This window comes from Aeoliella sp., assembly GCF_965227375.1.
Lineage (GTDB): Bacteria > Planctomycetota > Planctomycetia > Pirellulales > Lacipirellulaceae > Aeoliella.
On sequence record NZ_CBDDFX010000002.1, the window covers coordinates 2,113,226 to 2,131,568 of the forward strand.

At 54.6% G+C, this 18,343-nt stretch carries 21 protein-coding genes; 9 read left to right on the plus strand and 12 right to left on the minus strand.

Annotation, left to right across the window (positions count from 1 at the left end):
- The first annotated feature begins 4 nt into the window (after positions 1-4).
- Positions 5-694, plus strand: a complete 690-nt coding sequence (locus tag ACQK2L_RS21240) for a GNAT family N-acetyltransferase (protein WP_425399052.1) — start codon at positions 5-7, stop codon at positions 692-694.
- A 191-nt stretch (positions 695-885) separates the two neighbouring features.
- On the plus strand, positions 886-1,011 hold the full coding sequence (locus tag ACQK2L_RS21245; RefSeq protein WP_425399053.1) for a hypothetical protein: 126 nt from the start codon (positions 886-888) through the stop codon (positions 1,009-1,011).
- A gap of 231 nt (positions 1,012-1,242) precedes the next feature.
- Here ACQK2L_RS21245 and ACQK2L_RS21250 read toward each other — a convergent pair whose 3' ends face one another.
- From ACQK2L_RS21250 to ACQK2L_RS21265, 4 genes are all read right to left on the minus strand, one after another.
- Complete coding sequence (locus tag ACQK2L_RS21250; protein WP_425399054.1) at positions 1,243-1,818, minus strand: DUF2231 domain-containing protein; 576 nt, start codon at positions 1,816-1,818, stop codon at positions 1,243-1,245.
- 36 nt (positions 1,819-1,854) lie between these two features.
- On the minus strand, positions 1,855-2,727 hold the full coding sequence (locus ACQK2L_RS21255) for an MBL fold metallo-hydrolase RNA specificity domain-containing protein (protein WP_425399055.1): 873 nt from the start codon (positions 2,725-2,727) through the stop codon (positions 1,855-1,857).
- Positions 2,728-2,795: 68 nt separating this feature from the next.
- A complete protein-coding gene (locus ACQK2L_RS21260; RefSeq protein ID WP_425399056.1) occupies positions 2,796-3,254 on the minus strand; it encodes an MBL fold metallo-hydrolase in 459 nt (152 codons plus the stop codon).
- Between the two features lie 97 nt (positions 3,255-3,351).
- On the minus strand, positions 3,352-3,888 hold the full coding sequence (locus tag ACQK2L_RS21265; RefSeq protein WP_425399057.1) for a hypothetical protein: 537 nt from the start codon (positions 3,886-3,888) through the stop codon (positions 3,352-3,354).
- Positions 3,889-4,443: 555 nt separating this feature from the next.
- Here ACQK2L_RS21265 and ACQK2L_RS21270 point away from each other — a divergent pair.
- The 3 genes from ACQK2L_RS21270 (at position 4,444) to ACQK2L_RS21280 (ending at position 6,573) form a co-directional block, all read left to right on the plus strand.
- Positions 4,444-4,662 (plus strand): RNA polymerase sigma factor, encoded by a 219-nt coding sequence (locus ACQK2L_RS21270; RefSeq protein ID WP_425399058.1) that lies wholly within the window; start codon positions 4,444-4,446, stop codon positions 4,660-4,662.
- 256 nt (positions 4,663-4,918) lie between these two features.
- Positions 4,919-5,506 (plus strand): anti-sigma factor, encoded by a 588-nt coding sequence (locus tag ACQK2L_RS21275; RefSeq protein WP_425399059.1) that lies wholly within the window; start codon positions 4,919-4,921, stop codon positions 5,504-5,506.
- A gap of 395 nt (positions 5,507-5,901) precedes the next feature.
- On the plus strand, positions 5,902-6,573 hold the full coding sequence (locus tag ACQK2L_RS21280) for a YHS domain-containing protein (protein ID WP_425399060.1): 672 nt from the start codon (positions 5,902-5,904) through the stop codon (positions 6,571-6,573).
- 99 nt (positions 6,574-6,672) lie between these two features.
- Here ACQK2L_RS21280 and ACQK2L_RS21285 read toward each other — a convergent pair whose 3' ends face one another.
- The 5 genes from ACQK2L_RS21285 to ACQK2L_RS21305 form a co-directional block, all read right to left on the minus strand.
- Positions 6,673-8,019: an APC family permease gene (locus tag ACQK2L_RS21285; protein WP_425399061.1), complete on the minus strand. Its 1,347-nt coding sequence runs from the start codon at positions 8,017-8,019 to the stop codon at positions 6,673-6,675.
- Between the two features lie 154 nt (positions 8,020-8,173).
- Positions 8,174-8,956, minus strand: a complete 783-nt coding sequence (locus tag ACQK2L_RS21290) for a MauE/DoxX family redox-associated membrane protein (protein ID WP_425399062.1) — start codon at positions 8,954-8,956, stop codon at positions 8,174-8,176.
- Between the two features lie 24 nt (positions 8,957-8,980).
- Complete coding sequence (locus ACQK2L_RS21295; protein WP_425399063.1) at positions 8,981-9,388, minus strand: MerR family DNA-binding protein; 408 nt, start codon at positions 9,386-9,388, stop codon at positions 8,981-8,983.
- Positions 9,389-9,726: 338 nt separating this feature from the next.
- Complete coding sequence (locus ACQK2L_RS21300; protein WP_425399064.1) at positions 9,727-10,386, minus strand: hypothetical protein; 660 nt, start codon at positions 10,384-10,386, stop codon at positions 9,727-9,729.
- Complete coding sequence (locus ACQK2L_RS21305; protein WP_425399065.1) at positions 10,361-11,227, minus strand: ParA family protein; 867 nt, start codon at positions 11,225-11,227, stop codon at positions 10,361-10,363. The genes ACQK2L_RS21300 and ACQK2L_RS21305 overlap by 26 nt, the downstream gene beginning before the upstream one ends.
- A gap of 1,131 nt (positions 11,228-12,358) precedes the next feature.
- On the opposite strand from ACQK2L_RS21305, the gene ACQK2L_RS21310 reads away from it, so the two are divergent.
- Positions 12,359-13,237, plus strand: a complete 879-nt coding sequence (locus tag ACQK2L_RS21310; protein WP_425399066.1) for a hypothetical protein — start codon at positions 12,359-12,361, stop codon at positions 13,235-13,237.
- 51 nt (positions 13,238-13,288) lie between these two features.
- Here ACQK2L_RS21310 and ACQK2L_RS21315 read toward each other — a convergent pair whose 3' ends face one another.
- The 3 genes from ACQK2L_RS21315 to ACQK2L_RS21325 all read right to left on the minus strand — a co-directional run bounded on the left by ACQK2L_RS21315 (position 13,289) and on the right by ACQK2L_RS21325 (position 14,873).
- Positions 13,289-13,681, minus strand: a complete 393-nt coding sequence (locus ACQK2L_RS21315; protein WP_425399067.1) for a single-stranded DNA-binding protein — start codon at positions 13,679-13,681, stop codon at positions 13,289-13,291.
- 143 nt (positions 13,682-13,824) lie between these two features.
- Positions 13,825-14,175: a hypothetical protein gene (locus ACQK2L_RS21320; protein WP_425399068.1), complete on the minus strand. Its 351-nt coding sequence runs from the start codon at positions 14,173-14,175 to the stop codon at positions 13,825-13,827.
- Between the two features lie 65 nt (positions 14,176-14,240).
- Positions 14,241-14,873, minus strand: coding sequence for an exonuclease domain-containing protein (locus ACQK2L_RS21325; RefSeq protein WP_425399069.1), 633 nt, complete (start codon positions 14,871-14,873; stop codon positions 14,241-14,243).
- Positions 14,874-15,312: 439 nt separating this feature from the next.
- Between ACQK2L_RS21325 and ACQK2L_RS21330 the strand changes: the two genes are divergently transcribed.
- The 3 genes from ACQK2L_RS21330 to mobF are packed head-to-tail and all read left to right on the plus strand — an operon-like array spanning position 15,313 to position 18,266.
- Positions 15,313-15,531 (plus strand): hypothetical protein, encoded by a 219-nt coding sequence (locus tag ACQK2L_RS21330; protein ID WP_425399070.1) that lies wholly within the window; start codon positions 15,313-15,315, stop codon positions 15,529-15,531.
- Positions 15,532-15,534: 3 nt separating this feature from the next.
- Positions 15,535-15,792 carry a hypothetical protein gene (locus tag ACQK2L_RS21335; protein WP_425399071.1) on the plus strand — a complete coding sequence of 86 codons (258 nt, stop codon included), beginning with the start codon at positions 15,535-15,537 and terminating at the stop codon, positions 15,790-15,792.
- Entirely contained in the window at positions 15,792-18,266 is a 2,475-nt protein-coding gene (mobF, locus tag ACQK2L_RS21340; protein WP_425399072.1) for a MobF family relaxase, read from the plus strand. The genes ACQK2L_RS21335 and mobF overlap by 1 nt, the downstream gene beginning before the upstream one ends.
- Positions 18,267-18,343: the final 77 nt, after the last annotated feature.

The window sequence follows — 18,343 nt, forward strand, 5'->3', positions numbered from 1 at the left end:
CCGGATGCTGAGTCGCAAAATACTACGGCTACCTTACCGTCTGCTGCAGCGTGTGGTTCCGTTTGAGGCAGCACGCTTGTTGGTTCTTGACTCCAACACTGTTCGCAGTAGCCCGGAAGTTGGCGGTTACACAATCCGAGTTCTCTCTACTTCCGAGGCAAGCGAGTACGCTGCGAGCGGCCAGCTGCTCTTTTCGGAAGAACTCATACCACGATTGATAGAGCATCGCATGTGGTGTGTCGGCGCTGAATCTGAGGCGGGTCTGTGCGCGTTTGCTTGGTTCTATGAAGGGCTAGCCGAGAAAGGCATGAACGTTGGCTACCATCCAGCTACCGCGACTGAAATCCAGCTATCCAGCAATGCTGCCTTTGTCTTCAACGTCTATACTGCTCCTGACTCGCGCGGCCAGGGGCTGATGCCCGCCATGCTGTCATACGCAGCCCTGGAACTGTATAGGACGCGAGATGTTGGTTGGCTTGTAACAACGACGGAGGTCACGAACGACGCCGCTCTGGCCGGTTTCCGCAAGAGCGGATTTCATGAGCAGGGCGTATACCTGCGTTTCGGCATTGGTGCGCATTCGTGGGGATGGTACCCAAAGCTACGGGAGCCAGTTGAAGGGTTCGTACAACCTCGGGCGGGTGCCGATTGGCGTACGAAGGTAGGAAATGAACGTGCTAACAAAGGGCGCTGATGGATTCAATGAGCCTTTTCCACCGCGATCTTGAACAGCGGCAAGCCGCGGTAGGGCATGTGTCTCGTATTCTTCATCGTTTGAGAGTCCTTTCTGCTCTACGCTCGGTCGCCGGTTCGCTCACGATAGTCGGATCCATTTGAGGGGAGAAAGACCACGGCCTCTGCTTGTCGGTTGAACGGATCGCCGAAATGAGAACGACCTGGGGACCTGGTGCGATCAGCAACGAAGACGCGCGGCTTGTGGCCCATGTCTCCATCTCCATCGGGCGCGGGGGCGAGATCGCAATGGTCGAGGCCGTCACCCGACGCGACTGATGTAATCTGGACTCCGCCCACAGCAAGAAGCCCGGCGGTCGCAGTGGTGCCATCACGAAGAAAACACCAACGAGTCTCTTTGGGTTCATGCTCTTGTACAAAAGGTGAATCGGATTGTATCTGCCAATAATCCATTCTTCCCTAACTGGATACGGCACGCGTTTCTTAGATTGTTGCAATGACAAATCATGGTCGTATCGACGGTGGAGCAGCATGGCCCTGACTTCACAACTAGTGTCTATGGTCATGATCTACCGTGTTGGCGTGCTCGTGCGAGTTATCGTTTCCTCCACCATGGGTGTGGCTCTGTCGCACCTCCGGCGTCAATAGCTGTGGATCGATACCAGCCCCGCCGTGATAGACAATGTATCCACCGAGCCCTGAGCCAACCAGAAGCAACGCCGCGCCAATCCATCCCAAAACTCTTCCGAGTGCCCAAGGTGATGATGTCGTTTTTCGCCAGCGCTTCCAAGCAACCCACGCAAACATTGCAAGGACTATCGTCTGAACGCCTGCGTGCCAATACATGAGCCAGTGTGCCTCTTCCGTATGTGCAGGAACCGTGAATAAGGCCAGAACGCCGGATAGCCAGGCGAGCCCGCCCGTTAGCACACCAGCGACGAGCAAGCCCGTGACGACCGAAGATAAGTTCGGCCGCCCCCGCCACCAAGCATACAAATCAACGGCGACGCCGCCGAGCAAAAAAGCTATCGGCAGGTGATTGAGCGCGGGGTGAAACTCCCACGGCTCAAATGGACTGCCCCAGCCGTAACCACCTTCGGTATGTGCAAGGATTGCCAAGTTCATACTACGTCGCTCCTTTCTTGAGCCCCAATCGGCGAGTCATGTCAAGGCAACGGTCTGGATCTGTTGTGCGATGTTGACACTCCAGCCAAGCCGTGCGCTTATGCATTCAGCGAGTTCCTTTGCCGCTGCTGGTTCCCCATTCACAATATGAGTTTGTCTGGGAGCTTCTCGAAAACCTCGCAACCAGCGAAAGATCTCATCTCTATCGGCGTGGGCCGATAGTCCGTCAATTGTCTCGATATGCGCACGCAAAGGGATTTCATGGCCGTGCATCCGGAGCTGTTTCGCACCTTTCTGGAGCAACTGGCCACGCGTATCCGCCGCCTGGAAGCCGACGAGCAGGACTGTAGTTGCCCGGTCAGGTAAACGCTGCTTGAGGTGATGGACAATACGTCCGGCAGTGGCCATGCCACTGGCGGCTATGATAATCATCGGCCCCTTAATGTGGTTCAAGGCCTTGGATTCCTCTGGAGTCCGTGTAAAGGTATCGGGTTTACAGCACAACGGACAGCGACGCTCGTCCATGAGAAGTTTCATGTCGATATCGTGGTCTTCCGGGTGCTGGCAGAACACCTCTGTAGCGTCGGTCGCCATGGGCCTATCGATGTACGTCGGCAGCCGCGGGATTCGATTTGCCTCTTCAAGCTCCCGCAACCGCCATATGAGTTCCTGCGTTCGTCCAACGGCAAACGCCGGAATGAGCAAGGCCACGCCTCGTTCCGCCGCCGCATTGACGACCTTTGCAAGTTGTTCAGAGGGTTCCACATCAGGATGCGTCCGATTTCCGTATGTGGTTTCGACGAGCAGTACGTCGGCATGGGGCACCACCTGAGTATCTCGGATCATCGGTCGGCCCCAGCGGCCAAGGTCACCAGAAAAGACAAGCACATTCGGTTTACGCTCTCCCATTTGAAGCTCAATGCTAGCCGACCCGAGGATATGACCAGCGCGACGAAACGTCGCGCAGACCCCAGGGGTCACCGAGAACGAATTGTCGTATGGCTGAGTATATCCAGCAATTTCAGCGCGTTTTGTGCATCACGAGCAGTGTAGAGAGCTTCCGCTGGCCTGTGCTTCGAGAAGCCTTTGCGATTAGCGTAGGCAGCTTCTTCTTCCTGAATATGTGCCGAGTCCGGCAGCATTATTTTCAGCAGCGATCTGGTGGCTGGCGTACAGTAGAGGGAGCCCCGGAATCCACGGCGCACCAATAGCGGCAGATAACCACTGTGGTCAATATGTGCGTGGCTGAGCACGAAAGCGTCGATCTCCGATGGCTGGAACGGTGGAAGCTGCCAATTTCGAAGTCGCAGTTCCTTCAACCCTTGGAACAACCCACAATCGAGCAACACCTGCTTACCGCCAACTTTCAACAGGTGCTTCGAGCTGGTCACCGTTCCGGCTGCACCGAGGAATTGAAGAGTGTGTTGTTCGTTCACTGCAATCTCCTTCCCACACGCCATTGTGTGCTGACTGCAACTCATCCGGATCGAATTCAGCAAGTTCGTTGCTCTCGGCCCGACAAGCTTCCAGGGGTTACTTTTCTTTAACCTCCAGCGAACGCATCAACGCGTTGTGCTCCGCCTGCGCCTTGTCCAATTCCAGAAGGATGTTGTTGCAGCAGATCATGCAGACGGAGCCATCAATCGAGTCCTTGCAGCACTCTTCGTGGAGCATCGCGTGGTGCTTGGCTGCCGCGGCCAGGTGTTCATTGATCGATTTCACGGCGGCAACCGTTTCAGAGTCGCTCCCTAGGTCCGCACTTGCGGTGGCGAGTTCTTTCTGGCCCTTAGCGATGTTGCGGCCCAATTCCTCGGACTCAGACTTGGCGACGGCTGGTTCGATACGCCCTGCGTCGCGGGAGTAGCGATAAATGTCCCAGGAATAATCGCGAGCATGCCGGACGCTGCGCGACGCGCGTTGATTTGCCCAGCTACCCGGATGCAAACGCTCCTCGCCAACCAATCCGCCCGGGCTCTTCCTTTGGGCCAGGACCTCGGAAGGTCCCAACATGACGGCTGCGGTGAGAACCACCAAGCCCAGCATCAGCCACCTGCTTCGTTCGTGTGACATGACTCAAGGTCTCCTCAGGGAATTGCCCGGAACACGTGGACACCAACGTAGCGGCGTCTGTCGTCCGGGCATGTGTCTGGACTTCTGCAAGTCAGGATGACCCCAAATGCCAATTTGACCTGCGGGTTAAAGCATAACTGTAGATTTAGATGCGGCGTTAGTCGGCAATCTTCACGCAGATTGCAGAAATGTTGGCCAAGATATTGGTCCGGCGTCGACGGCGTGTGCGCAAACGTCCGTTACCGCAAGGGCCGCAAGTTGGAGGTTTCGGTAGGAAATGGCATTGAAATAAGATAGACAAGCCCCCGGGAAGGTTCGTCTCGCTTCTCCGACTTCAAAGAATCTCGGTGTCGGACGCCAACTTTCAGGAGGCCGGCTGTTATTAAGAAGCCTTGTGAAGTATCGGTCCCGCCGTGACATCAAAGAATACGAGAGACCTGCGACACACCCCATGCGCCCGATATTAGCGACGTGTGGATGGGGCGCTGCGCATGGGAGCGTGACGCTCATCGGCGTTTTTTGGATGACCTGTATCGCGAACAGGTATACCGACTGATGGTTCGGACGTTACGCAGCAGACTTTTCTGCAACTGTACCGCAACATTAACCAGTTCGCAGGACGTTCCAAGTTCGTTATTTGGTTATTTCGCTAGACTGCGCTACAGCGAAATCGCTGACGTCACTCACATCCCAGAAGGGACAGTCGGATCACGATTGAATCGAGCTCGACGTGAACTGCAGCGACACCTGGGCGACTTGGGTTGGGAACGATGAGATGAACTGCTCAGAAGTTAGCGAGCTGATTTCTGCGTACTACGACGGCGAGTTGGTCGGTAGTATCCAAACCACTGCAACCGTCCACTTTGAATCCTGTTCTCGCTGTAGCGCCGAACTTGCCAGTTTTAACAAGTTATCAACCGCCATGGCTGAACTCAGGTGTCCATGGCCTCCTGACCTATGGAGCATAATCTCCGCACAGATCACCGCGAGTAATCGCGTTGAACGAAACGAATCGTTTCCCCTAGGTCCCATGGAATGGCTGGAAACTAGCGCCCTTCGATTTGCCGCGGCGATTGCCGCCACGCTTCTAATGACAGGGTGGATTGGTTATAGCTCATGGCACGGTTGGCGACAGCACGCTGAGGTTGCCAACGACTTTTTGCACTACGCAACCCAACTTCAGAGAGACCCTGCAGCCGCGCGAGAGTATTTTGTTATTAAATACGGTGGACAGCCGGTCGATGATAACGTGGATGTGGAGCGGCTTGCTTATCGTCCGACCGTCGCGTCTGGGCTTCCTCCCGGCTATACACTTGTCGCCAGTGACGTGTTGCGTATGCCTGGCTGTGAATGCATTGGATCGCTGTGCAAACGCGACGACGGCAGCGCACTGGCGATTTTTGAGCACGAAACTGAACAACCGCATTGGTTTGCCGATCAGCCGTCGATTCAGGTCCAGTGCTCGGGCCAGCCGACGCAAAACGTCGAACTGGGGACCGATCGCTTAGCTGCTACTTGGCCGATCAACAACCGCTACCTGACCGTCATCGGCGCGCGGGACATCGAGGAGGTCACACAACTAGTCTCCAATTTCACGACTCGAACAGGAGATTTGTAGCCATGTCTGTCAAGACAACTTCTGACCAAAACGTACTATCTTCGATGTTTATACGCGGCGCTATGACGCACTCGCAAGAGTCCAGGCTTGCGTAAAAAGCGCGGTTTGACCAATGTGCGTACAGCCGTTGCTTCTACAAAGTAACGTGGCAGTTTGCAGGTGGCACGCTCATCCTAGAAGGATGCGTTTCCAGTTTTTACCTAAAGCAGATACTCCAAACAATGTTGCAGGATCTCGAACATGTCAATCATATCGTCAACGATGTTGCTGTCATAAGCTCAACCGGTCTAAGCAGCGAAGCAAATCATTAACTTTCCACGCAACCTCACAGCCCGGTCACACGAAAGACTACCTGGCGTGTGTTGCTGCCATCCATTTAGGCGAAGGAGAACGAAATGTCTGGTACACAAGAATCCTCGACCTTCGGCCAGCAAATCCAGCAACGGCTTGACGTGGCTCAAGCCACATTTGAGCACCAACGCGACACGATGAACCACGTCATGGTCGAACTGGAACAGCGAGAAGCCATGTTCAAGGAGTCTGCCGAGTCAATAATGAGCAGTGTCCTTCGGCCTACACTTGAAGAGTTGTCGACACGCTTTAGCAACGCTCAATTAGTTGACTTGGGTTCCCCCTATTTTACGAAGTGCGAGTTATCCCGGTCTGTCCAATTTCCCGCAACGGCCCACGTTGCGTTTGTAGTAACTCACGACGACTCCATTGAGCATTTGACCGTTCAGTACGAAGCGCACCTCCTACCAGTATTCATACAATATGAGCGCAGCGACATGCTGGACCGGCAGATTCAGAACGTAGACGATGACGTAGTTCGCCAGTGGGCGGAGAAAAAACTACTCGGATTCCTAGATTCGTACTTGAAGATCGAAACGCACGAGCAATACCAACACTACAACATCGCCATCGATCCCGTCTGCGGCATGAAGGTCGTGAAACCCAGAGGATTGGCTCACGAACATCTAGGGGAGACGTACTATTTCTGTGCACAACGTTGCTTAGACCGCTTTGTTCAGAGTCCTGGCGACTATTTGCGGTCGACGGATGTTTAGGCTGACATGCTAGCGATCCCTGCATCGTGGATGTGACACGTCGTCCTCGCCACGTAGAAGCTTCCAGCCATGCACTCAGCATTCCTTGTGTCAGGTCCATCATGTTGCCCGAGCATTCGCGGCCTCGTTGTCATGTTTTTCGTTTTCGTGCCACTCCAGGAACCACCGCTCGCCTACGAAAATGAAAATCACTCCAGCAAGTGCGACCCAAATCACGAGAGGGTCACTTGTGAACTTCATCCATAGGAATGCAGCGAGTATCGCCACATCGAACACGATTGCAACAATGGGAACCCAACGGACGGCCTGCACGTCTTGGCGGACGTGTCGCAGCACTCCCCAATGCACGGCAATGTCCATGATGATGTAAAAAATGGCCCCCAAAGAGGCAATTCGTGATAGATCGAACAGCACAGTCAGAGTGATGGCAAAGACGACGGTATAGACTAGCGTGTGCTTCTGAATATCTCCTGGCATCCCGAAATGCCGGTGAGGGACCAGCTTCATCTCACTCAACATGGCGAGCATCCGAGAAACGGCGAAAGTACTGGCGATGAGACCGGATACCGACGCAACGATAGCCAGACCGACCGTGAAATAGGTTCCCCAAGCTCCGAAGGCAGGCCGAGCGGCTTCTGCCAGGGCATAGTCTCGACTCTCGATGATCTTTGAGACCGAGAGATTGCCCGCCACTGCAAATGCCACTAGCAAGTAGACGACTAGACATATCCCCAGCGACAGAATTATGGAACGCCCAATATTCTTTTTGGGATCGACAATCTCGGAGCCACTGTTGGTAATCGTGGTGAATCCCTTGTAAGCCAACAGCGCAAGCGCCGTCGCAGACAAGAAGCCACTGGCGGAGGTTCGTTCAGATACGCCAATGCTTTCGAACGATAGTCCCGAAACCCACAACCCTGCAGCGGCAAATATGAGGACTCCCGTGATCTTGATGACGGCAGCCACCGTGGAAAGTGTTCCGATGAACTTATTGCCCAAAATGTTCACGATGAAGGCCACCACAAGAAGCCCAACGCCAAGTGCTGGCACCAGTAGCCAATTGTCTTCGGCATCAAATAACTGCAGCGTATAGGTCCCGAACGTACGGGCCACGAGACTTTCGTTGATGACCATCGAAAAGTACATCAGTAGCGCCATACCAGCCGTAACAGTGCCCTTGCCGTAGGCTTTCATCAGGAACATGGCAATGCCGCCAGCCGAAGGGTACTGCTCGGCCATCTTCACGTAAGAGTACGCACTGAATCCGGCAACGACGGCTGCGGCGAGAAAGGCCAAAGGGAAGAGCCCGCCCGTCTGCTCCGCGACCTGCCCCGTTAGCGCGAATATCCCAGCACCGATCATCACGCCGGTACCCATCGCGACCGAGCCGGTCAATGAAAGACTGTTCTCTTCGTACTGCGACGACTTGGAATTCGATTCACTCATACATTCTGATTTTAAGAAGAGTTGACCAGCTTAACACCCTGCCGGCTACTCACTGCAAGTAACGGGCCACTTCGTGACAATGTCGCACATGGCTCATCATTGGATTGACTGATTGGTAACTAACCGAGCGCGGTGATGGTTTTCCGTCCAGGTTCTAACTCCCCATGATGAGTGCAGCGACCGCCATGGCAATCATCACGCTGTTTTCCACGATCGTCACGGCAGACATGGGCAGGTTGAAGACGGTGCCGAGGCAGGCACATTGAATCGCACGCTTGCGTCGAACCGCGGCAATCACTCCCACTAAACCGACCGCCATTACCAGCGCTGTCACTGAGTTGATAATCTGCGGCTGTAAGCCCAGCACATAGGCAGCTCCCAAGCCGAACTCGAGGAAAGGATAAGCAAGTGCGTACGTGCGAGAACGTTTTGCTAGAATATCGTACGTAGAGAATGCGTCGGCGAATGCTTGGACGCCCAGCAGTTTGAAAAAGGCAAATCCCAGGAAGAAGCCCCCCATGAAGTACCGCATCATGGCACCTGGAGTCCAAATTCCACTTGCCCAGCACATCGCCAATGTGAAGCCAATGACGTACCCGACTACCAGCACCAACGGTTTGTAGGTCGTGAGACTAAACGGCTGCTCCTTCGTACTTTGCGTTGTTTCCTGCGGCTCCTCTTTCGTCGACGCAGGCACATCGATCGGTTCTGCCACATAGCCAGCTTCTCCGATGATGCGTACAAGGACCTCGTAAGGCCGCTCAGAAGCGATTTCCGCAGTGACGATCTTTCGGGGATCGGATAGATCGGCCGACCATTCGAGCACGTCATCTGCATTATCGAGACCTTCGCGTACCTTTGACAGGCAGGACTGGCAGCGCAAGTTCGTTTGGACGGAGACTGTTGTTGATTTAGCCTCTAATGTCGCGGCGGACATGGTTTACTCCTTTGGATAAATGGTTTAATCGCTTGGACTCTTGGTGATCGATTCGATGATGGGGCAGCCCGCTATGGAGCCTCGCCCGCTACAGCGTTTGTGCAGTTCTGAGAGAGTCGCCGCCAGTCGTTTGAGGTCTTGGATCTTCTCGCGAATCTCTTCAAGCTTCCTTCCGGCAAGCTGCTTGACTTCGGCGCGGGAGCCGCTTTGGTCATCGTTTAGCGCAATCAGTTGCTCGATCTCCGCAAGCGAGAACCCAAGTTCCTGAGCTCGTTTGATGAAACGAATACACTCCACGGTCGCCCCGGGATACTCCCGAAAGCCACCCAACTTCTTTGGCTGTTCAACCAGGCCGCGTCGCTCGTAGAATCGAATGGTTTCTACGCCGACCCCGGCTGACTCAGCGACTTTTCCAATAGTCAGTTTGCTCATTCGGTCCTCCGTTGTTGGTAGTATTATCGACTCCGTACTATGGTACGGAGTCAAGGGTTCTATGTGAGAATTGAAGATTTCTTTTGGATGCCGGAAAGGGAATCTTGGCGTCTCACGTCCTTGGCTATCCATACATAACTCGCTCTCCCCTCCTGAAGTGGAACAACTTCTTTGAAACCTCAAGCATGTTTCACGAACCTTTTGGCCACCAGAGTTGATTCGCGGGACCAATGGGGTTGGTCTTACTTAACCAATTCGAGGCACCTATGCCGCCCGCCCAACATGCGCACAGTCGATCCAATGTGGCTTAGCGTATAACGTCCATGCGGTGGGAAAGACTATCCCCAGTCGACAGCTTCCAAGTACAGCTTCTGCAAATCACCCTGCTTATGCAGCCACTGTGAAATTGCATCATCTAGAATCAAGACCATTGTCCTTACTGGATGGCCAACCTTACCGCGTTCGTGGCAGATATCGGCGAGTTCCCTTTTGAGCTCCAGTTCGATGACGTTGTTAAAAGTCTCAAAGGGATCAGCATCATTTGCGCTTACCCGACCGTTCCCCTCCGGCACAAAACCCAACCTGGCTCGTGGCGAGTCTTTCCAGGCCGTGAGCGCTTCCTCGATAAAGTGCTTGATCGTATGCGGCTTTCCTGCTTTCTTGCGGGTGTGGCGAAGTTCAGCAATCGCCAGCTGCACACTCTTTCGTGCTTTGGTAGAAAGGTCGACATAATGCTTCGGGGCAAATGGGAACTGCTTCGCCGAACTTGTTCGAGTGGTATTCTTTGATGTCTTTGGTTTATTCAGCGCGCCTGATACCGCAGCTAACGACGATGATTCCAATGCCTCGCTCTCCCGCTTCGGCTTGTTTTGACGAACTGATGGTGTTCCTCGATTAGGCTCACTGGCTTTCGGTGTCCGAGTCGATTTTTTCGTCCAGAGCAGTGCCGGAGAAGGTCGTACTTCCCCACTCTCAGCTTGCGATGCGTTCTCGCCCATGGCTCCTCCTTGCAGTTCGGTTGTCGATCTCCCACTTCACCGCGTCGATTGTACGCCGGGTAGCTACCTGCTCCCCTACCCTGTAAGGATCGACTGCACATACCTCGGGAAACACTTCCTGAAACACGGCATCAATATCGAGCGCCGCATCCCTCACCTCTTTGTTCCGGCCCGTATTCCACATAAGCGAACCTGGTCGGTCGACGAGCCCTTTCTGGTGAAATCGCTTGGGAGTAATGTGAATGTGCTTCTGCCGATAAGGAAGTGTCGCGGTCGTCATGCCAAACTGAACCCCGTGGGCAAACTCTCTTAAATCCGCCATCGCCACGTGCCCCTCTTCCGCCTGTACCGGAATGATGGCAGCGTTTGGGAGCAGATACTTGCGTCTTTCATCTTCTGAGATATTCAGATTCTCAATTCCCTCGGGAGCTTCATTGCGAAGTTTCTGAATCTCCTTAATTGTGGACGTTGTCCAATAGAGCCCCTCCCAGTCGAGGCCACTGGTACCGGTGGGGATGAGTACGGCATCCGCATGGGAGAGAATGGCGCCAGCTTCCCTGCCGAGTCCCCCGGGTGCGTCCACCACAACCGCATCGTATTCTTCAGCGAGCCTGGGGAGAAGTTCGTCGATGGCTACCGCCCTCTCCTCTTCTTCGGCTCCTTCGGCAACATACACGTCCACCCCCGGTTCGGCCGTCTTCATCCACCAGGAAGAGAGACGCTGCGCATCGCAGTCGAACAGGGCAGCTTTTAGGTCATAAAGATGGAGCCAGGCGGCAAGGTGAACTGCGAGCGTCGTCTTGCCGACTCCTCCTTTGGCATTGGTCATAGAAATAATCATGACTATTGCAATACTACTCAGAGGCGTTTTGCGCAAGACACTAATTACGTCCCTGGTGAAATACTTCTTGATTGCTCCAGGGCCAGCGGCATTGCCCGGAATCCTGCAGGTCGTCCCGAAAGAACTCACGCTGGATTTCGTGACATCACGAGACCACGAACGAAAGCCCGAGGGCACGAACTGGTTCCCCTATTTCGCCTAGATTCGACCAATACGAACTGGTGCTCATCGATAGATTTGGCGATTAAGGGCGCTCTCGCACTCTCTAAGAGACGATCTCGACTTGGCGAGGGTTGTGCACCGCATGTCACACCAATCTCTTCCCAGAGGCGGTATTCAAACACCCCGGATCCACCTCGTGGTTTCATGCAATGGTCAGAATGGTAGGACAAACACGGGGCATTTTCCTGCACACTTTGCCAGAGCCGCTGGGCAGTCTTTCACAGCCGCTGCCGCAACAACTGCCCTAAGGGCAGCTGGGCATTTACCATCTTTCTAGACCGCCACTTAAGTGATAGCTTCAATCCAATTGAACTGAAGTTAGTTTTTCATCTTGAATAGGGAACCCACCGAAGCAAGGAGGTGCAAGGCACGCAAACAGGGTTTGCAGACAGATATCCAGGCGCAAGTTTACCGAATCCCCATTCAGTAAACTGGCCTGCTATGTAGCGGAAAGAATACGTCGACCAAGAAAAGATCCACGCGTCAAGAACATCCCCAACATTGCACGCCACGATTCCCCGGTCAACCACTTTTCTCTTTCCGCTAGGACAAAATTTACTTGCTGGTCGAGCACACCTGTGCTGAAGCCAGCAGCGTTGGGAAGAACCGAGATATTGGGAACAATCGCCCAGTAACAATATGCGCGGTAGGCAACACTACCTGCCGTCAATGAAATTGGAGTGAGTATGTAACAGGGGGAACTTTAAAAGCCAAACATAGCTCTGGCAAGCAGGGGGCAAAGCCTGCTCGCCAGAGATTCGTTGCAGAAGTGGATTGCGACCCACTGGTCTAAAAATCGGACAGTTTTAGACTAGCGCAGGATCGATCCCTTCGTCAACAACCAACTGCACCAAGCGGTACAGGTGGAGTGTTGCTTGCAGGTTCGCCCTCAATTTGGAGGGAAAGAGAATGTCACGCCGAAAAAACAAAAACAACGTCAATCACTTTGAGTTCCGGGATGGATATGCACTGATCGATGTCGGCGAACTCGATGCCGTGCTAACCGCATTTCGCGAGGGGCGCATCCGGAAGAATGAACTCCGCGTTTACGCGGGGCTCTACGAACGATCGCGTCTGTACAAAGAGAGCAAGGTAGATCTCTACCGCATCGTCAATCACAAAACAAAATCCAAAGGTATCAAGCGACTGAGTCACCGAGAAATCGACACAGCTACAGAGGTTATTGAAAGTATCGGCTCTGGCATTGAAGGTGGACCGAAGAAAGCCGTCGCTCGACGGTTCCTGCGTTACATCGCCCGAGGCTCGGCGACAAACGCCGAAGCGATATTGCTATTCTACTTCTGCAAGCGACGCATAAGGCAAGTTCGGCCACTGGTGCGACTCAACCGTCATGAACGGTACGCACGATTCACCTATCGTGAGGTGGCGGAGGCAGCGGGCGTGCGCCGTGCCACACTCTGTGACGCGATGAAGCGGCTCTGCGATCGGGGACTTCTCGCCACGGTTCCGGTTGCCAAGCAAAATGAAAACACCCTCGGCATGCTCTACATTGACGGATTCGCCGTGACGCTTAGTCGGAGTCCTGCCGACTGGAACCGTCGACAGCAAAAAACCGTAACGCCTCTGAATGAAAACCGTAACGCTACCGGTCACAAAACCGTAACGCTAAGAAACTCTAATCCTAAAACCTCTAGTATTAGTTTGTCTGAACGGGAAAGAACGATCGTTCGCCTACGGGAAGTGGCCCAGTCGCCAGAGAACCCCATGGCGCAGTACGCGGTGCGGGAGTTAATTGAGCTGGAACTGATGGAACTGCAGGCAGCTTAGAGCCAGGAAGGCCCTGGCGAAGTGCAGCTGGCGTAGGAACCTTCGTAGTAGTTAGTAGATGCTCTCGTCTTCGCCAACACCAACGGGTGCGGGCGTTTCGTCAGGCTCCTCGTCACTGGGTTTGCTGCCGAGTAACTTGAGCTGGTCCACCTGAACCTTGACGCGAGAACGCTTTTGTCCATCCTTCTCCCAGGTCTCCTGACGGAGACGTCCTTCAACCAGGATGGGGGAGCCTTTGGTGAGGTATTCGTTTACGACCTCGGCGTTTCTCCCCCAGAAGGTGAGGTCGAAAAAGTCGACCGTCTCTACCCACTCATCCTCTTTTCTGTAGCGATCGTTGACGGCCAGGCCAACATCGCACACCGCTTTCTTACCGGCTGTAAATCGAAGCTCGGGGTCACGAGTAAGGTGACCCATCAGCACGACACGATTAAAACTAGCCATAGTCTTTCTCACTTTCTGTCTTCACGTGGAAGACGACTTGAAGTAAGAAAGTTCCTGAACCTTTTGCTGCACTTGCCAGGGCTCTGGCAAATCCCCCTGGCGAGGAGAATCTCCAAGAGCCACAGCTTTCTCAGGCTGCGAACTTAGGTCGATGCCAGCTTAAGCGGGATCGGTGCACCACGGCTGGATACCGCTTCACTCCCACCGGTGGCAGGTGAGACAGTTGCCGCCGAATGTTGGACGTCCTGCCGGAACGCTGCATTCCGCAGGCCTTCCAGTTCCCTGGCCACGATCTCGCACGCGGCAATATAGTCGCGGGTTCCATTATCCATCATCCAGGGCAAGATAGACGACTCGCCCGTTTGGCGATCGATCACCGGCTTGCCAATTTTTCCGTAGTACTGAACGCGTCCACGAAAGACGTTGGAGTAGAGCTGGTAAGCCACACTCCCTACAAGATACATCTCACTTACTGGCTTGTTGGTCTGAGTCATCGCTCCCTCCCTGAGCTACTGTTCTAGATCCATGATACGCAGTAGTTCGACGTAGTCAAAAAAATCTATGCGGCCGATGAGAAGCGTGCCCTCTGATGCCTGGTGATGGTACGTGCCAGCTCCACTGCAGTCCTGGTATCGGCAAGTGCCGTGTGGTCTGGAGTGGTTGGAAGCGAAAAATAGTAGGCGAGTGTTCCGAGCTTGTAATCGTACGGGGGAGCAAGCTCCTGCCGATGCTCGACAAACCAGCGGGCGAGTTGCTCGGTGCAGAGAGCAGAGCGCACGGCCGGAAAGAAGAGGTCAAGACGTCGAAACCAGGCGGCCAATCTCGACGCGTCGAACTCGGCATGATGAGCCGCCAGCTGAGCAACCTGGTAGCGTTTTCCGGTACTGCTCACTTTCTCGATAGTTGCATGTCGCTTAAGGAACCTGGCGAGTTTCGTCGCGGCATCGAGTTCGGGGATGGCGTACTGCTCCCACAGCGTGGGACTGAACTTGGTAACGCCGAGGGATTTTGGGTCGGCGGACTCTATATTGAACTCCACTTTACAGTCGATGGCGTCGAGCTCCCGGTACGTGCCCGACTGCACGGCGACTGCCGCGTACTCGATGATAGGGGAGTCGGGTTTCAGACCTCCCACTTCAACGTCCACGAATATGACTGTCCCGCCTGTTGCCATCCAATAAGTGTAGCGCAAGCGAAAGCTTAAGCAACTCGCCTGCGGTGGTGCCGCGGAGAGTGGGGGAGCGGCAAACGGTACTGGCTTGAACGACCGGGCATCGAGTAGATGTCAAAGTTCGGTGTGCGCTGTCGCCACCGACCAGCGAGAACGAGCAGAGCAGGCATACTGCTGGCGTAGTTAAGTGGTCGATTCGGCTACGATAGTACGCTGCTGCCAGCATCCTCTGCTGACCACGATTTTCACATTCGTGGCATCCCAAACTGCATCGCAAGATGCACGGGTGTGGATTCTTCTATTTGGGGTTCCATACCCACCGACACGTGTCGATTTCGAGATTGCCGTGGAGCTTCCTAGAATCCTAGGAAGTTAGGCTTCTAGACCGGATGCCAGTATCAATGGGCAGCAGGTGGAACGATGTTTGAATAAGAAATCGTGCTGTGATATTTGAGACCTTATGGCAAAAACCAGACAGGTCACCAAACTCTTCCCCGCACCACCGCCCACCAAACGGCGGAAGGCTCTGAACGTCGAAATCGATGGGGCCATCAGCATGCGGATTAAGGCAGCCCTTCTGGTGCTCGAGTCGGAGGGAAACGAAACACCGCAATACGCTTTTGTGGAGCGACTACTCGAACGAGGCCTGGATGAGTTTGACGAAGAGCGAAGGAGCTAGCAGATGGCAAGACGAAACGATCGGTCGCTCGAAGACCAATGCGAAAAAATCACCAGCCGCTTCGACAAGCACTACGCCCGTCGTCTGGCAAAACATTGCGAGGGAACCGGAATGAAACCTGCACAGTTGGTCCGCTTTGCGGCGATGGTGTTTCTCGATTTTGGAACCCTGGACCTCGTCACCAAAATCCAGAAGGTCGAAGACCACCTGGTGTTATTGAGAAAGGATTTTCAGGAAGCTGTCTATAGCGAAGAGGAGTAATGCTGTCGATTAAGGCCATCAGCCACACTGCCGGACATGTTGAATACTACGCAAACCTCGGGTCGGCCGAGAACCATGACTATTATTCAGAAGAGGGTGTCCGCCCTGGCAGGTGGTGGGGAGAGGGGGCAAAACACCTCGGCCTCGAAGGGGTGGTCAGCCCTCAGGTGTTCGCCAATCTCCTCGAAGGTAAATCGCCTGACGGCAAACGACATCTTGTGCAGCAAAATGGCACGGCCACAAGGAAGCGTCGGGCCGGGTTCGATCTTACCTGGTCGGTACCCAAGAGTCTTAGCGTGCTCTGGTCACAACTATCCGACAGTGACCGCGGAGTGCTCGATGAGCTGGCAGAGCGTGCGCTTCACAGAGCCCTGGAGGCATACGTCGAACTCTGCGGCGTGGCACGGCGAGGCAAAAATGGTCACACCCTCGAAGAGGCCAAACCCGTAATAGCCATCTTCAGCCACGACACGGCACGTGCCGTGCCTGGCGAAGTGCCAGATGCCAACCGACACTTTCATGCGATCGTGGCCAACGTCTGTGTGAGGTCCGATGGCACGACCGGTGCGGTAGATAGTCGCTATCTGTTTCAACGCCGAATGAAAATGGCCCTCGGTGCCCTGTTCCGGGCCGAACTCGCAAGACTCCTTGGCGAAGGACTTGGGCTGGAGGTCTACCGACCGGAGCGGGGCAGAAAGAATAAGCTCGCTACCTGGTGGGAACTCGAAGGCGTCCCGGAATCCGCCATCACGGCAATGTCCAAACGACGACAGCAAATCGAACGCTGGCTAAAAGCCCATGGACTCACTGGCGCCAAATCGTCCGACAAAGCGGCCGTTGCGACACGGCAGGGAAAAGAGAGGTACACTTGGCAGGAACTGAACACGGCCTGGGCCGAACTGGGAGAGGAGCTGGGATTTGGACGCGGGGCCGCTGAAAACCTGCTCAGCGAAGGGCGGCAAACCCCTGCTACTAACGCACTGCCAGACATTGCAGCCGAAGCCATCCAAGATCTAGGAAAGACCAAAGCCCGCTTTTCGGAAAACGAAATCGTCGAACAGGCAGCCATTCTGGCGCAAACCCGTGGCATCGGCATCGATGGCGTCCTGACCTCTGTGAAGTACCGTCTTGCTCAGTCACCAGAAATTGTGCGACTCAGGGACTCACGCGGCGTGAGGGCGTACACCACCCGGGCGATGCTCGAAGTCGAACAGCGACTGCTGGACTGCGCTTCACGACTCAGTAATAACGCATCACATGCGGTACCACCCGAAATGGTTAAACGAGTGATTCAAGAGGCAAGCACCTTACGCCCCCAGCAGGCACGGTGTGTACGAGCAATGACTCTCGGCAGCGATGTTGTCTCAGTGACTGGTCTTGCCGGCACGGGAAAAACGTTTGCACTGGGCGTCGCTCGGAAGGCATTTGAGGAAGCCGGATATAACGTCATCGGTACGGCGCTGGCGTCAAAAGCCGCCCGGGGTCTTGAGGCCGGTTCTGGTATTCCGTCAGTCCATCTACACAGTCTGCTGCATGCCATTGACCACCAGGAGCTATCCATCAATCCACGCACCGTCATTGTGGTGGATGAAGCGGGCATGGTGGGAACCAGAATGCTCGACCGGCTTTTCGCCATCGTAGAACCTGCAGGGGCAAAAGTCGTCCTCGTGGGGGATCACCGACAACTACAGGCAATTGATGCGGGGGCACCTTTCAGGCTGATAAGTGAGCAAATTGGGACCACGGAACTCACCGAGATTGTCCGTCAGCGTGAGGCCTGGTCCCGTGAAAATGTCATCCGCTTTCGCGACGGACTGGCAGAGGAAGCACTCCTCGAACTTCACGCCCGCGGACAGCTGACGATCACTCCCTACCGGGATACTGCCATCGACACGATAGTCGCCGACTGGCGACATCTTATTACCTCCTCACAGGCAACTCTCGAAAACACGATGATTCTCGCCGGAACCAACCTGGAGGTCGAAGAACTGAATCGTCGCGTACAGTCAGAACTGAAAGCACTCCGCTACCTCGGAGAGTATGCCGTTGAAGTAAATGGAATGCCTTTTCGTCTGGGGGACCGCGTGTTGGTGACAAAAAACTACCGCCTCCTGGGTCTTAGAAACGGTACGCTCGGCGAAGTGATCGGAGCCTGGGACTCTATGCTGGCAGTGGAAACCGAAGAGGGGTTCGTGGTGGAAATCGATACCCGCGAGTTTACCTACCTCGATCTTGCCTACGCAGTCAATGGATACAAGGCACAGGGAGTCACCCTGGAAAATGCCCTGGTGCTAACGGGCGACTCAACAACCGACCGGGAAATGGCCTACGTGACTGCCTCCCGCGCCCGGGGCAAAACACTCGTCTACGCCGATGAAGAGTCGGTAGCCGACATTCCGGAACTTGCGGACAGAATGTCGGTCTCAAGTCAGAACGAGATGGCAATCGAACACCTAAGGCAGGAGGTGGAATGATAACACACGCTCACCTTGCCATCCTTGCTCTCGGCGGAATAGCCCTGCTTGTTGTCTACCGAAAGCCACTGACGCGA